12 protein-coding genes are annotated in these 14,533 nt (G+C 54.3%); 9 read left to right on the forward strand and 3 right to left on the reverse strand.

The genetic code is table 11. The features are described 5' to 3' along the window. On the forward strand, positions 1-2,087 hold a 2,087-nt coding region (gene glgP / locus IBX51_RS05785), incomplete at its 5' end, for an alpha-glucan family phosphorylase (RefSeq protein ID WP_291829625.1). Between the two features lie 2 nt (positions 2,088-2,089). Here glgP and IBX51_RS05790 read toward each other — a convergent pair. Then, positions 2,090-3,508 (reverse strand): TrkH family potassium uptake protein, encoded by a 1,419-nt coding sequence (locus tag IBX51_RS05790; protein WP_291829627.1) that lies wholly within the window; start codon positions 3,506-3,508, stop codon positions 2,090-2,092. A 258-nt stretch (positions 3,509-3,766) separates the two neighbouring features. Here IBX51_RS05790 and IBX51_RS05795 point away from each other — a divergent pair, with 258 nt between their 5' ends. The 3 genes from IBX51_RS05795 to IBX51_RS05805 all read left to right on the forward strand — a co-directional run bounded on the left by IBX51_RS05795 (position 3,767) and on the right by IBX51_RS05805 (position 7,356). Beyond that, positions 3,767-4,306, forward strand: coding sequence for a porin family protein (locus tag IBX51_RS05795; RefSeq protein ID WP_291829629.1), 540 nt, complete (start codon positions 3,767-3,769; stop codon positions 4,304-4,306). Between the two features lie 249 nt (positions 4,307-4,555). Beyond that, the gene (locus IBX51_RS05800; protein WP_291829631.1) at positions 4,556-5,023 is read left to right on the forward strand and encodes a (2Fe-2S)-binding protein; all 468 of its coding nucleotides are present in this window, start codon (positions 4,556-4,558) and stop codon (positions 5,021-5,023) included. Beyond that, positions 5,020-7,356: a molybdopterin cofactor-binding domain-containing protein gene (locus IBX51_RS05805; protein WP_291829633.1), complete on the forward strand. Its 2,337-nt coding sequence runs from the start codon at positions 5,020-5,022 to the stop codon at positions 7,354-7,356. Before IBX51_RS05800 ends, IBX51_RS05805 begins: the two co-directional genes overlap by 4 nt. Positions 7,357-7,572: 216 nt before the next feature. Here the strand turns inward: IBX51_RS05805 and IBX51_RS05810 are convergent, their stop codons facing one another. Both IBX51_RS05810 and IBX51_RS05815 read right to left on the reverse strand, forming a co-directional pair. Then, a complete protein-coding gene (locus IBX51_RS05810) occupies positions 7,573-9,288 on the reverse strand; it encodes a protein adenylyltransferase SelO family protein (protein WP_291829636.1) in 1,716 nt (571 codons plus the stop codon). Positions 9,289-9,339: 51 nt separating this feature from the next. Continuing rightward, a complete protein-coding gene (locus IBX51_RS05815; protein ID WP_291829638.1) occupies positions 9,340-9,771 on the reverse strand; it encodes a PAS domain-containing protein in 432 nt (143 codons plus the stop codon). A 225-nt stretch (positions 9,772-9,996) separates the two neighbouring features. Between IBX51_RS05815 and IBX51_RS15060 the strand changes: the two genes are divergently transcribed. The 5 genes from IBX51_RS15060 to cysP all read left to right on the forward strand — a co-directional run bounded on the left by IBX51_RS15060 (position 9,997) and on the right by cysP (position 14,532). Continuing rightward, positions 9,997-10,617: a pirin family protein gene (locus IBX51_RS15060; protein ID WP_367166341.1), complete on the forward strand. Its 621-nt coding sequence runs from the start codon at positions 9,997-9,999 to the stop codon at positions 10,615-10,617. Positions 10,618-10,780: 163 nt separating this feature from the next. After that, positions 10,781-11,065: a YebG family protein gene (locus tag IBX51_RS05830; RefSeq protein WP_291829640.1), complete on the forward strand. Its 285-nt coding sequence runs from the start codon at positions 10,781-10,783 to the stop codon at positions 11,063-11,065. Between the two features lie 182 nt (positions 11,066-11,247). After that, the gene (locus IBX51_RS05835) at positions 11,248-12,303 is read left to right on the forward strand and encodes an NAD(P)-dependent alcohol dehydrogenase (RefSeq protein ID WP_291829642.1); all 1,056 of its coding nucleotides are present in this window, start codon (positions 11,248-11,250) and stop codon (positions 12,301-12,303) included. A 132-nt stretch (positions 12,304-12,435) separates the two neighbouring features. Further along, positions 12,436-13,404: a beta-ketoacyl-ACP synthase III gene (locus IBX51_RS05840; protein ID WP_291829644.1), complete on the forward strand. Its 969-nt coding sequence runs from the start codon at positions 12,436-12,438 to the stop codon at positions 13,402-13,404. 123 nt (positions 13,405-13,527) lie between these two features. Further along, positions 13,528-14,532, forward strand: coding sequence for a thiosulfate ABC transporter substrate-binding protein CysP (gene cysP / locus IBX51_RS05845; protein WP_291829646.1), 1,005 nt, complete (start codon positions 13,528-13,530; stop codon positions 14,530-14,532). The last annotated feature ends 1 nt before the right edge of the window (position 14,533 follow it).

Below are 14,533 nucleotides of genomic sequence, written 5' to 3' on the forward strand. Positions count from 1 at the left end.
CTTGCCGCCTACACAATACGAGCCCTGCCAGTCGAATTGGCCGGGCTCATTCCGCGAACGCCGATGGCGAACAGATCGAATTCCACCCGTATAACGATCCCACCATGTTACCGGTCTCGCCTTTGCGGGACCGCAATGGCGAATGGGCCAGAGTGACCGTGCCGTTCCCTGGCCGGGAAGTGCGCCTGCGGGCCTGGAAGGGCCAGGTAGGCCGATGTGAGTTGCTGCTATTGGACAGCAACGATCCCCGCAACGAGCCCGGCGATCGGGGTATAACCAGCGAGCTCTACAGTGGCGACCCGGAAAAGCGTTTGCAGCAAGAAATGGTGCTGGGTATTGGCGGCTGGCGCCTGCTGGAGTTGTTGCAGCGAAACCCGTCGGTTTGTCACATCAATGAGGGCCACAGTGCACTGGCACTGATTGAGCGGACTCATTTCTGGCAACAGCGGTATCAAACGGATTTTGCCACCGCCCGGATGGCCACCAGAGCTACCAACCTGTTTACCACTCACACTTCAGTTGCAGCGGGTTTCGACCGTTTTTCCAGAAAGCTCGCGGAGCTCTACCTGTCGCCCTGGCTCAGCGAAAACGACAACAGACTGGATACTGTGCTTGCCATTGCCAACGGCGGTGGCGACTACCTGAACATGGCCGGCATCGCCCTGGGTATGAGTGCCCGGTTCAATGGGGTTAGTCAGATCCACCAGCGAGTGACTCAAACCATTTTTCAACCCTGGTTCGGGCGCTGGCCTACGGCTGATATCCCAGCCGACTACGTGACCAACGGGGTGCACACGCCAAGCTGGGACTCTCCGGAATCAGACGCACTCTGGACCAAGGCTTGCGGCCAGGATCGCTGGCGCAGGCCACTGACAGACATTTGTCCGCTTAAAAACACGACCGATGCTGAGCTCTGGCAGATGCGGCGATCTCAGCGTAAACGGTTGATCAGTTACCTGAGAAAACGACTCCAAAGCCAGCACTGTGAGCATAATTTTGGCAACACTGCTGAAGCTGCCTGCGGTTTGCTGTTAGACCCGGAAACGCTGACTCTCGGTTTTGCCCGGCGTTTCACCAGCTATAAACGCCCGGATCTTTTATTAAAAGACCCGGATCGCCTCATCGCGCTGCTGACGTGCAGGGACCGGCCCATACAGATCGTGCTTTCCGGTAAAGCGCACCCGAAAGATCCGGAAGGAAAAGCCCTGATCAAACGCTGGAAAACATTTTCCCGATTGCCGGAGGTTGAGGGCAAGGTCGTGTTTATTGAAGATTACGATCTGGCCGTGGCCAGCCAGCTGATTCAGGGTGTAGATGTATGGCTCAATTGCCCCAGGCACCCATGGGAAGCCTGCGGAACCAGTGGCATGAAGGTATTGGTCAATGGCGGCATCAATCTCTCTCAGTTTGATGGCTGGTGGGCCGAAGCCTGGAATGAAAACGTAGGGTGGGCGATCCGTCCCCATGCCAGTTTTGCCCAGCTCAGTCAGACCGACCAGCACGACGAATCCGATGCCCTGGAGCTTTATACGCTGCTCGAACAAGAGGTTATTCCGGAATTTTACAAATTAAACGACCAAGGGTTGCCGTCACAATGGCTGGACCGAGTGCGCGCTAGCATGAACCAGCTCACCGCACGCTATTCGGCTAACCGGATGGTGCGCGAATACGTTGAAGATTTTTATCAGCCAATGATTGCCAATGGCGTGCAGCGCACCCCCGGCCAGGCCAAGGAACTGGTGGAGTTGTTGCACCATATCGATCGCCACTGGCCCATGTTGCGCTTCGGGAAGCTTTGTATCGAAGAGCAAGGTGAGCAGCGGAAATTTGTATTGGATGTTTACCTGGACGGGCTCAGTCACGGTCAGATTTCTGTAGAGCTGGTGGCAGAGGCCTCAGAATTCGGCCCCCGGGTGGTCAAGCCAATGCAACTGGATCACGCGCTACCGGGTGCCGAAGACAGCTATCAGTACCAATGTTCGGTATCCGTTGCTCGCCCTGCGGAACACTTCACACCCCGCATCGTGGTGTGTGATGAGCGGCTCAATTTACCGTTGGAAGACGGCCACATTCTTTGGTACCGGTAAGCTCATCCGCGCCAGAATGCGGGCGACAGCACGATCACCGCACTCAAAATTTCCAGACGCCCCATCAACATGCCCACAGAAAGAATCCATTTGGCCGCATCCGGCAAGGATGCGAAGTTACCAGCCGGCCCGATGATGTCGCCGAGCCCGGGGCCGACGTTAGTCAGCGCAGTCAATGCACCTGATAGTGAGGTGATAAAGTCCAGCTGAAGCGAAGCCAAAAGGACCGTAATGACAAGCAACGAAAGCAGGAAGATAAAGGTGTAGGCAATCATCGATGAGATGATTTCATCACTGACCGGACGGCCGTTGTAGTTACGGGTAAAAACCGCACGCGGGTGAAGCAATCGCATCAACTGTTCGCGCAATACGATAAGCGACAATTGAAACCGGAAGATTTTCATGCCGCCGGCGGTTGAGCCTGAACAGCCACCCACAAACATCAAAAAGAAAAACACCACAAACGCCAAAGGCCCCCAGGCCGAGTAGTCTTCCGATGCATAACCGGAGGTGGTCACGATCGACGTGACATTGAACAGCGTGGAGATGTAGTTGTGTGCGGGGTCAAAGGGAACCGGCGATACCCACCAGCGATAGAGGGTCAGAAACGCAGGAACAATCAGCAGAATCGCAAGAAAAAGCCGAACCTGCTGATCTTTGAAGAGTACAAACCGTTGGCCATGCATTTCACGCACAAACAAGAAAAACGGCAAGCTGCCCAGCATCATGAAAAAGGTGGCTTCAAGCAGGATCAGGTCACTGAACTTGCCCATAGACTGATCCGACGTTGAAAAGCCGCCAGTGGCGATACTAGTTAAACCATGGTTGAAGGCATCAAAAATCGTCATGCCGGAGAGCGAGTAAGTGACAATGGCCAAAATGGTAAAAAACACATAAACCCACAACAGCCCACGGCTGAGGGTCTTCATCCTGGGCAAGGCCTTGTCTGTCCATTCCGATGACTCGGTGGCGAACAACCGCATTCCGCCAACCCGGAGGAATGGCAATACAGCAACGAACATGCCGATGATCCCGATCCCGCCCAACCACTGCAGAATGGAGCGCCAAAGCAGAAGATCCTGATCGAAATCGTCAAGGCCGCTTAACACCGTTGCACCGGTCGTTGTTATCCCGGAAGTGCCTTCAAAGAACGCGTCAGCTGCCGACATGTTGTTGTGGCTGAGATAGAAAGGCAATGAAGAGAGCAGGGCGATGATTAACCAGCTGGAAACCGTCAATACAAACATGTAACGGGGTTTGAGATCCCGGGGCAGGCGGTAAGTCGATATCACACCCAATACCCCCAACGCAAACACGACGGCTGCCGATTGCGCGAACGCTATAGCATTCGGTGCACCAGCGCCGAAAACCGTAAGCAAAATAACCGGTAATGTCATGAAAACACTCAGAAGTATGAACATGACACTAACAATAAATATAACAGGGTAAAGGTTTCTCAAGGTACGCCCAGGCCAGCTGACAGAGAGACGGCGTCAGCATACCCGTGGCGCCCGTGTTCCGCAAGGAAAGCAGCGGCCTGCCGGGCCATTAACGACAAATTAAATCCCTGTAAAAGCAACGTAAATTCGGAACCTGGCTCTAGTAACCCGCGTCATTCTGGTGCAACTTGTTAAAAGGAGCATCAAGAGGCTCTTAACAGGCAACAAGGAGAACCGGTTATGAAAATCAAAAAGAACGTTTTACTGGCAACGGTAGCAACCGCTGGAATCGCCTTCGCAGGGTCAGTCGCAGCTCAGGATATGTATAAATCTGGTGTGGGCGGGCTTTACGCGGGCCTGAACTATACGTTTATGGATGTGGACTTTGACGGCATTGCCAGTGCCGATGTGGGAACTCTGTCAGGCAAAGTTGGTGTGATGGCCAACGAATTTCTTGGGATCGAAGCTCGCGCCGGTTTTGGTGTAGACGACGACCGAATTGCCGGTAACAAAGTTGAACTGAATAGTTTTTTCGGTGGTTACGCCACACTTAATATGGTCAATCAAAGCCCGGTTACACCTTACGCCGTTCTGGGCTTTACCAGAGTTGAGGCAACTCTTGGGCCCGTGAAAGACGATGATTCTGATTTCTCCTACGGCGCAGGTGTTAACTTCCAGTTTGCTCAGAACCTCTCGGGCAACCTGGAATACATGCGTTACTACGACGACAGCAACGTCACGGTCGACGGCCTCGGTCTCGGCCTGCAAATGAACTTCTGAGTATCGTTACTCAGATCGCCTGAACCTGCGGGGAGTTGGTGCCTGACCACCGAGAGCACCAAGGCCCTGCAGCGATTGTTCAACCAGCAATTCCCCTCCTGGCATTTCATTCAGTATCCAGTTCATCAAGATTCAGTTCCCAGCCATCGCGGCCACAAGACGGGCTGCAGTTGTTGGCAAAATTGACTATGCTGAAGGTAGTTGGCTAATGATAGCCTGAGCCCAACGGCGTATTGGTGGGAGAGACGAATGATAAATCTGGATATAAATGGCCAAAAGCATGAGCTGGATATCCCAGCCGACATGCCTTTATTGTGGGCTTTGAGAGACATCGTAAAGCTAACGGGCACCAAGTTTGGGTGCGGCATTGCCCAGTGCGGCGCCTGTACGGTGCATCTGGATGGCGAGGCAACGCGATCGTGCGTAACGCCGGTTTCCAGTGCCGAGGGCAAAAAAGTGACCACTATTGAGGCCATGGCCGAGGACGAGGTTGGTCAACGGGTACAGCAGGCCTGGCTCAATCTGGGTGTGGCTCAGTGCGGCTATTGTCAGGGTGGCCAGATTATGAGTGCGACCGCATTGTTAAAAGCAAACAACAGGCCAAACTCAACGGACATTCACAACGCCATGAACGGTAACCTGTGCCGGTGTGGCACATACAATCGCATCGTTTCGGCCATTGAGCAGGCGGCTCTCGCCAAGGAGGTGAAGGCATGAGCACACCAAAGAACACGGTACGGCTTGCCAATGTCAGTCGGCGACGGTTTTTGAAGGGTCTTGCTGCTGGCAGTGCGTTTATACTGGCGGCGCGTTGGGACCTGGCGCTGGCAGATCAGGGCGACTATGGCGCAGCCGGCATGCCTGGTGGTTGGGTAGACAACCCTCATGTGTTCATTCGCATTGATGACGACGGTACCGTGACCATTATCAATCACCGAGCTGAAATGGGGCAGGGGATTCGAACCAGCCTTGCCCTTGTGGCAGCGGATGAGCTTGGTGCCGACTGGAACCGTGTCAACGTCGAACAGGCCGAGGCAGACCAAGACAAGTACGGCAATCAGAATACCGACGGTTCCCGCAGCATGCGTCACTGGTATCAACCAATGCGCCGGGCTGCCGCAGGCGCCCGGAAAATGCTTGAGCAGGCTGCGGCCAAACAATGGGGCGTTCCTGTTGAAGACGTGGAAACCCGCGTGCATGAAGTTGTCCACAAAGGCAGTAACCGGACCCTGGGTTTTGGCGAACTGGCCACTAGCGCCCGTAACCTGGAGGTGCCGGACACCGATAGCCTTAGCCTGAAAGAAGATGCTCAACTCCGTTACATCGGCCGGGAAAGCGGCCCGGTCAATGGCGATCTCAGGAACAATGATGGCCGCCCTCCGGCCATAGATGGCGAGGACATCGTCACCGGCAAGGCAGTTTACGGCGCCGATGTCATGCTCGACGACATGCTCTATGCGGTGATCGCCCGCCCGCCGGTACTGGGTGCAAAAGTGAAAAGCCTTGATGACACCCAGGCCAAAGCTGTTCGCGGCGTGGTGAAGATATTCAGCACCGAGGGCGCAGACATGCCCGCGAGCTTCAACCCCCTCGGCGGGGTCGCTGTGGTGGCTGACAATACCTGGGCAGCCATCCGGGGTCGCGCCGCACTTTCTATCGAGTGGGACCGCGCTGCCGCCGGTGATAACGCCAACTACCATTCTGAAGATTACCGCAAGACGCTGGAAACCAGAGCTGAAAACGCGGGAAAGGTCGTTCGGGACAATGGCGACATTAATACAGCGCTGGAGCAGGCCGCAAAGCGGATTCAGGCCACCTATTACATGCCACACATGGCACAGGCGCCGATAGAACCGCCGGTCGCCATTGTTCTGCTGAAGGATGGCAAGGCTGAAGCCTGGGCGCCGGTCCAGCATCCCCACGCTGCACGTCAGGGCATTGCTGCCACGCTCGGCATTGAGTTGACGGATGTTACCCTTCATCAAACCCTGCTCGGCGGTGGTTTTGGCCGCAAGTCTAAGCCGGATTTCGTGATTGAAGCGGCACGACTGGCGAAAGAGTTTGAAGGCCGCCCGGTGCGCGTGCAATGGACCCGTGAAGATGATATCCAGCATGCCTACTTTCACGCGGTGTCCGTTGACCGGCTTGAAGCTTCTCTGGACAAGGACGGCAAGGCCACCGGTTGGCTGCACCGCACACTGTCGCCCAGCATCGGTTCACTCTTTGCGGAAGACCCGAAACACAAGGGCGACTTCGAGTTAGGCATGGGATTTAATACCATGCCTTTTGATATTCCCGCTATCCGCCTGGAAAATCCTGAGGCTTCGGCTCATACCCGGATTGGCTGGTTTCGGGCCGTCTACAATCTGCCTCATGCCTACGCCATCCAGAGCTTTGCGGCAGAAATGGCTGCTGCTGCCGGCAGGGATCACCGGGATTACCTGCTGGAACTGTTAGGTGAGCCGAGGAAGATCCATCCGGAGGAGTTCAAGGACGGCTGGAACTATGGCGAAGATCCCAACACCTATCCGGTTGACATTGGCCGCATGCGAACGGTTGTTGAACGCGCCACGAAAGAGGCGGGTTGGGGCAAGGACAAGAGAAAAGGCAGAGGAATGGGCCTCGCCATGCACCACAGCTTTGTTTCCTATGCGGCCATTGTGCTTGATGTGGAAGTGGACGAAAACGGCGAGGTGACGGTTCATCGGGCTGATATCGCCTTCGACTGTGGCCAGGCAGTAAACCCGGAACGAGTGCGGTCACAGCTTGAAGGCGCCTGTGTTATGGGCATTGGCATTGCGCTGCACAGCGAGGTGTCGTTCCAGAATGGCGAAGCGGTTGAAAAGAACTTTGACGGCTTCAGCATTCCGCGCATGCGCAACGCACCCAGGGAAATACGTGTGCACCTGGTTAACGCTGATGGAGATGCTCCCATGGGTGGCGTTGGTGAGCCGGGACTTCCACCGGTGGCGCCGGCGCTTTGCAACGCTATCTACGCAGCGACCGGCAAACGCATCCGGCGCCTTCCGGTTGGTAACCAGTTAGGTTGAATTCGGTAACGGGGACGTGACTTAGCATGGAAGCTTATATAGCCATCACAGCGGGCGCCGTCCGCGTGATGGTTTTTTTACAGACATTTGTGAGAGGCTGCTTATATCCCGTTTAACATAATATACATTATGCGCAGTTATGAATGAACTTAAATAACCCTGAGGGCGAGCTACTCTCTTTGTGAGTCGATCACGAGCAGCCTTTCCGAGTCTTTCTCAAGACGAGCAACTATAATGCGACGAACCGCCCACCTCAAAAAGCTCCAGCGGCTTCAACCGGTAGTACTTGTTCTCCAGGTCTTTTGATTGCTCAGAGTACGGCTGCGTCATAACGTCCTGCAGTTCTCGCAGCAACTCGTAATTGCCTTCTGCCGCCTGCTGATAGGCAGGCACAACAAACCACTCCCGTAAACTGTATTTCGGATTAACAAGTCTCATCTGGCTGCAAAGAGCCTCGCGGTCGCCAGGTCGAGTGAGCGATTTCCATTGTGTGAGCCACGCTGACCAGCGTTGTTCCAGTCCTTCGGGGTCCGCAGCATTCGACAGGTCCCTGTAGAAGCTTTTCTTGAGTGGCTCGACATCGTCAGGCACCGCAGAAAGTTCACGGAAGAACATGGTGTAATCAACGAACGTTTGCACCATCAGGGTTGCGAGCTCCCTGAATAAGTCCTCGTTGAAAGCGCTAAGTCCTAGTTTGGCCGCCCACATCTGCTCCATTTGCGTTTGCATCACTCTCGGAAAATCGCTTTGGATTTCATCAAGCTGCTGCAAATACTCCGGATGTGCCACCACCAATGGTCGCAACGCCGTACAGAACGAGTGGAAATTGCGTTCTGCCGCCGCAGGCTGGTTGAGGAACGAGAAATGCTGCCCACCGCCCGTCCACGGTTGGTACTGGGGGTCAAACAGGTCTATAAAGCCAAAGGGACCATAGTCGAGGGTGAATCCGCCGGCGGCACAGTTGTCGCTGTTGAAGTTACCCTGGCAGTAGCCAACACGGATCCAGTTCGCCACCAATGACGTCAGGCGGCTGCGGAACTCACGTGCAAGCAACACGATCTTTTCGCCGATGGGTAGTGTCTGGTCAATAACGCCCTCGTATTCACGATCGATCAGGTGCAAAACAATCTTCTCGAGTTCCTCCATTGCCTTCGGGTGCTCCTGCTTGCGGGCCCGGCGCCCGAAGAGCTCAAGCTGCCCTACCCGAATAAACGACGGTGCGACCCGGGTGGAGATGGCGACGGGATCGGATACAAGTACGTCCGGGTCGACAGAGCGTGAGCCCTCTGAATACCACGGGCGCCTGACTTTCTCTGTTGTCGACACATATAAGCTAAGGGATCGTGACGTGGGCACACCCAGCGCATGCATATGCTCCTGAGCCAGGAACTCACGGACACTGGACCGCAAAACGGCCCTGCCGTCTGCGCCACGACAATAAGGTGTGCGCCCTCCCCCTTTCAGCTGCATTTCCCAGCGCTGACCGTTGATGACGGCCTCAAGCACTGAAATGGCACGACCGTCGCCGTAGCCGTTGCCGGTCTGAAACGGGCATTGCTGAGTGTATTCGTTGCCGTAAATAGAAAGAGCGTAGCCACATGCCCATCCGGTTTTGCGCAGAGGTTCCGGAACACCGGTTAAATCGCCGGAGAACATCCGCACAAAGTCATCCGACTGCGCCAGATTCTCGGCAATGCCAAGTTCGCAAAACAGACTCTTGCCGTGCGCTACGTATTCCGGGTTTTCAATGGGCGTGGGGCTGACCGGAACATAGTGTCCCGAAAACACCTGCCGGGGCGCATGGTCATCACCATTCGCTTTTCCCTCGGGATCGCAGTTGAGGGTGTCCATGAACGAATAGTCTGCCGAAGCCGCAAGATCGTTGAGGGTCGCGATCATCGGGGCTGTGTCGCGGGACGGTCGTTGTGGCATAGCGGCTCCTTTTGCGGACTTTGATAATAGACACCATTGCTAATGGACGGATCAATCATTCACTACACTGGCGATACAGCCGATCACCTTCCTGGATAAACCATTGTCGCTCATAACTGGTGAATAACGCGCATTCACGTAAACGTGGTTGCCACTGGCATGCACAGCCGGAAAGCTTCCAGCGTTCACGTTTCCGGTTACCAGTTGCCGCCAGAACTTGATGTAATCTTCGCTTTTGGAATAATCACTACAGCAAAAGCACCGATGATGTTGGCCAATTAATTGGTCGCGCTCATAGCCCAGCAAGTCCAGAAAGAGATCGCTCACGCGCTCAATAATGCCATCCTGAGACATAACGATAACAGCCGCAGCTCGCTCGAGGGCCAGGAAGTCCGACTCCAGTTCCCGAATCCGGCTTTCCGCCTCTTTAAGTTGTTCTAGAGCTACTTCCAGCTCGAGTTTCTTTCGATTATAAAAAGCCACTAAGGATCTCCTGTCTGGCTCGCCGCCGGTGTCACGCTTTATTCTACGTTTTAGTCCGTCCTGCAGAGCACTTATGGATTGAGCTAAGCCTGACGATTCAGGTCTTCAACGCACTCCTCCTTCCTCGAAGGGAAATTGGGCGCGGGGTTGTCTATTTGACAGCGCCGACACCGGCAACCAATCTTCGTACATTAAACCTGCCTCTCCATCAGAACTGGAGCCCAAATGAGCAATCTCTCATCACAAACCGAATTCGACTGCCCGATCACCAAAGAATGCGGCGCTCTGGTTCAACTCCTGCAGCCTCGTGAACGAGACCTCGGCGGCTTTTCAGTGCGGCGGGTACTTCCGGTAGTGGGGCAAAAGATGATCGGACCCTGGATTTTCTTTGATCACATGGGCCCTGCACATTTTCCGGCGGGGGACGGTATCAATGTGCGCCCTCACCCGCATATTGGTATCGCTACGGTCACTTACCTGTTTGAAGGCGAAATACTGCATCGCGATTCCCTGGGGAGCCTCCAACCCATATCCCTCATGGGGTTTCTGGTGTGGCGATACACGCCATTGACCACCAGACTAGTCGCCTGGTCGGGTGTGCGCGGATCTACCGTCGTGCCCGCGCGTCTGAACGCGAGAACGCCCAGTAAAGCGATGACTGCCCCGGCAATCAACACAACGACGCAAAGAAGGATTCTGCCCGGAAAGGTGAAGTACCCGGAAGGCAGCACCCTGGAAACGGCCCACATGGCAGCCCCGAAGACAAGTGTCAGGATAACCGGTGGAACCTTTAGCTCAAGCGCTTTCAATTGTCGTTCCCAAGATACCTGTGCCGATGACGATTAAGTCCATAAGGTGCTCCCACCGGTGTCCATGTTGGCCGTGTTCTCAACAAGCGTGTGGATTGAACCTATCACATTTGAGGCACGTCTCGATAACCGCAACAGAGTAGGTTATGATGAGGCTGTATATTCATACAGTCGTCAATAAACAGCGAGGAATCTACTTAATGGCTGTTCAATCTTTATTCTATTCAGACCGCGACGGACTCGAAATGGCACTCAAGACCCCCGATTCGATGCTTTTCACAACCAAAGCTGACGCCGATGCCCGGGATAAAATGCTCGAACTCTCTGAAAACATTCAGCTGTGGCTGGAGAAAAAAATTCCGACTATGCCTGAGGAATTCACGGAGCAATGTGCGCTGTTAATTGCCGAAAACAAAGATCTGTTCCAAAGGGCGCTGAAAAAGCCTGAATTGCTGAGCGACACGGAAACGACAAGCTCGGATTGATGCCCAGTCAAGGTGGTTTTCAGCATAGCGCTTTGCATAGGCGCTAAAGATGAAGATAAAGCCCGAGACGATCTGGTCATTTGCGTTTGAGGGATTGAACGTTTGTCTCGAGCATGGTCCGTATGCCACTGTTTACGTAACAACCACCGAACTCTCAAAATCAGTCACTCAAGGAGTCTTTAATGGCCAACACCCGAGCATACGCAGCCACCAGTCCAACCTCTGGCATGGCACCCTACTCCTTTGACCGGCGCGAATTGCGCACGGATGACGTCGCCATTGAAATCGATTATTGCGGCGTTTGCCACAGCGACCTGCACACCGTAGAGAATGACTGGGGTGGTTCCCGGTACCCAGTCGTTCCGGGCCACGAAATTGTTGGTCGTGTTACGGCCGTGGGCTCGAACGTTAGCGAGTATAAACTGGGTGATCTGGTGGGTGTAGGTTGCATGGTTGACAGCTGCCGCAGCTGCTCGGCTTGTGAAACCGGTCTTGAGCAGTATTGCATTGAAGGCTCAACCATGACCTATGGCAGCCTTGACCGCCACGACGGCACAGTTACCCACGGCGGCTATTCCGACAAAATCGTCGTCAGCGATCGCTTTGTAGTGCGAATGCCTGAGCAGTTAGACCCAGCCAGTGCGGCCCCGCTGTTGTGCGCCGGCATTACCACCTACTCGCCACTCAAGCATTTCAACGTGGGTAAAGGCCACAAAGTGGGTGTACTTGGCATGGGTGGTCTGGGCCATATGGGCGTCAAGCTGGCCAAGGCACTGGGCGCAGAAGTGACCATTTTTACGCGCTCTGAGGCCAAGGTCGCGGAAGCGAAAAAACAAGGGGCAGATCACGTCATTATTTCGACCGACAAGGCCCAGATGAAAGCAGCGGCAGATTCGTTCGATTTTCTGCTCGACACCATTCCCGTCGCCCACGACTTCAACCCGTACCTGAAGTGCCTTAAGTACGATGGCACCCACATTTTGGTGGGACTGCTGACACCGGTAGAGCCGGCCTTGCAGGCGGGTCTGTTGGTGACCAAGCGTCGGGTGGTTGCCGGCTCATTGATCGGTGGTATGCCAGAAACGCAAGAGATGTTGGATTTCTGCGCTCAGCACGGAATCACCTGTGATGTAGAGATGATCAACATCCAGAACATCAACCAGGCATACGAACGCATGAAGAAAGGCGACGTTAAATACCGTTTCGTGATTGATATGAAATCACTCAAAGAGGGCTGATTCTCAACCTGCGGCTCCCCCGGACCGCCATGGAGTGATCGGGGGAGTCTATGACAATCCGCTAATAACCAATCCTGTTGCAAAGGTTTAGCATGGGTCTATGTTTATTGTATATGACCCTGGACTCAGCGCATGACCTTTGCACGTATCGCCGGAACCGGTTCTTACCTGCCGGACAACATCGTTACCAATCGCGACCTGGAGAAACGGGTAGACACCTCTGACCAATGGATTCGCGACCGCACCGGCATTGAACAACGCCACATTGCCCTCCCCGGCCAAAGCACTGTCGATCTGGCGGAACAGGCCGCTCTGCGAGCCATCGAGGCGGCGGGTATTGCCAACACGGATATCGATCTCATCATATTTGCCACCACCACACCCGATAAAGTGTTCCCGAGCTGTGCCTGCATTCTGCAAGCACGTCTTGGTATCCGGGGTTGTCCTGCTTTTGATATTCAGGCCGTATGCAGTGGTTTTGTTTATGCTTTGGCTACAGCAGAAAAGTTCATCCGTACCGGCACCAGCAAAAAGGCTCTGGTGATTGGTGCCGAAGTGTTCTCAAGGATACTCAACTGGGATGATCGCACCACCTGCGTACTGTTTGGTGATGGTGCCGGTGCTGTGGTGCTTGAGGCCAACGAAGAAACGGGCATTTTGTCTACCCACTTGCACGCAGACGGTCGTTACGAAGAGTTGTTGCATGTCCCGTGCGGCATTGCCAACGACTTTGATGCAGTTAAGGCTGGCAAGGCTTTTGTTGAAATGAAAGGCAATGAGGTTTTCAAGGTGGCGGTTAACACCCTGGGCCGCATTGTAGACGAAACCCTTGAGGCCAATAAGATGCAGAAATCGGATATCGATTGGCTGGTGCCTCATCAAGCCAATTTGCGAATCATCTCTGCGACTGCCCGCAAGCTCAATATGTCGATGGACCAGGTGGTGATGACTGTAAATCGCCACGGTAACACCTCGGCCGCGTCAATTCCGTTAGCCCTGGATGAGGCCGTGCGAGATGGTCGAATCAAACGCGGCCAGGTGGTCTTGCTTGAAGCGTTTGGTGGGGGGTTCACTTGGGGGTCTGCCTTGTTGAAATATTAATCATACTCCGGCATTTTATATCTCTTAATGACATTTAAATATTTGTTTTTAATATTTTTAGTTCTTACAGACTTTTGTTAGATTACTCCTCAGATTCACTCTATTGGTTCTGAGGAGCTCAACATGAAACAACTGCTTAAAGGGTTTGTACTGGGCACTGCCCTGCTTTCCGCCCAACCGGCGCTCGCCGCCGACCGAGAGCTTCTCAATACGTCTTACGACATCGCCCGGGAGCTTTTTGCAGCCTACAACGAAGAGTTTAAGGCGCACTGGCACGAAAAAACCGGAGAAACCCTAGAGGTTCGCCAATCCCATGCCGGCTCCTCCCGTCAGGCTCAGGCAATTATTCAGGGTCTCCGGGCGGATGTCGCCACCTTTAACCAGGTTACCGATATTGACATTCTGCATGCCCGTGGCGGCCTGATCCCCGAAGACTGGGCAGATCGCTTGCCAAACAACAGCTCGCCTTACTATTCAACCATGGCGTTCCTGGTCAGAAAAGACAATCCGAAGAACATCCAGAACTGGGACGATCTGGTTCGCGAAGACGTGACCCTGGTCATGCCCAATCCAAAAACCTCTGGTAACGGTCGTTACACGTATCTGGCTGCGCTTGGATATGCGCAGGAGGAGTTCGGTGACGATCAGGCAAAAATTGATCAGTTTCTAGCAGACCTGCTCAGCCGTGTGCGCGTGTTCGACAGCGGTGGTCGCGGCGCGACCACCACATTTATCGAACGTGGCATTGGTGACGCACTGCTGACGTTTGAGTCTGAGGTACTGAACATTGCCGATCGATACGACGATGGTGAATACCTGGTCATTACCCCTGAGGTAAGCTTTCTTGCCGAATTTCCGGTCACCTGGATAGACGATTACATTAAACAAAACAACACCGAGGCGCTGGCAAAAGAATACTTGACCCATTTGTACGCAGAAGAGTCGCAGCGGTTGCTGGCAGGTTTTAATTACCGCGTTCATAACGAGACGGTCCAACAAGAAACCCGCGACCGCTTCCAAGATCTCAAGCTCAAGTCGATTGACGAGATTGCGGGCGGCTGGGAGAAGGCTATGGCTGAGCACTTTGCCAGCGGCGGTAAGCTAGACCAGCTGCAACGGCGTCGCTAAG

The sequence above is a fragment of the Marinobacter sp. genome (assembly GCF_014859525.1).
In the GTDB taxonomy this organism is placed as follows: Bacteria; Pseudomonadota; Gammaproteobacteria; order Pseudomonadales; family Oleiphilaceae; genus Marinobacter.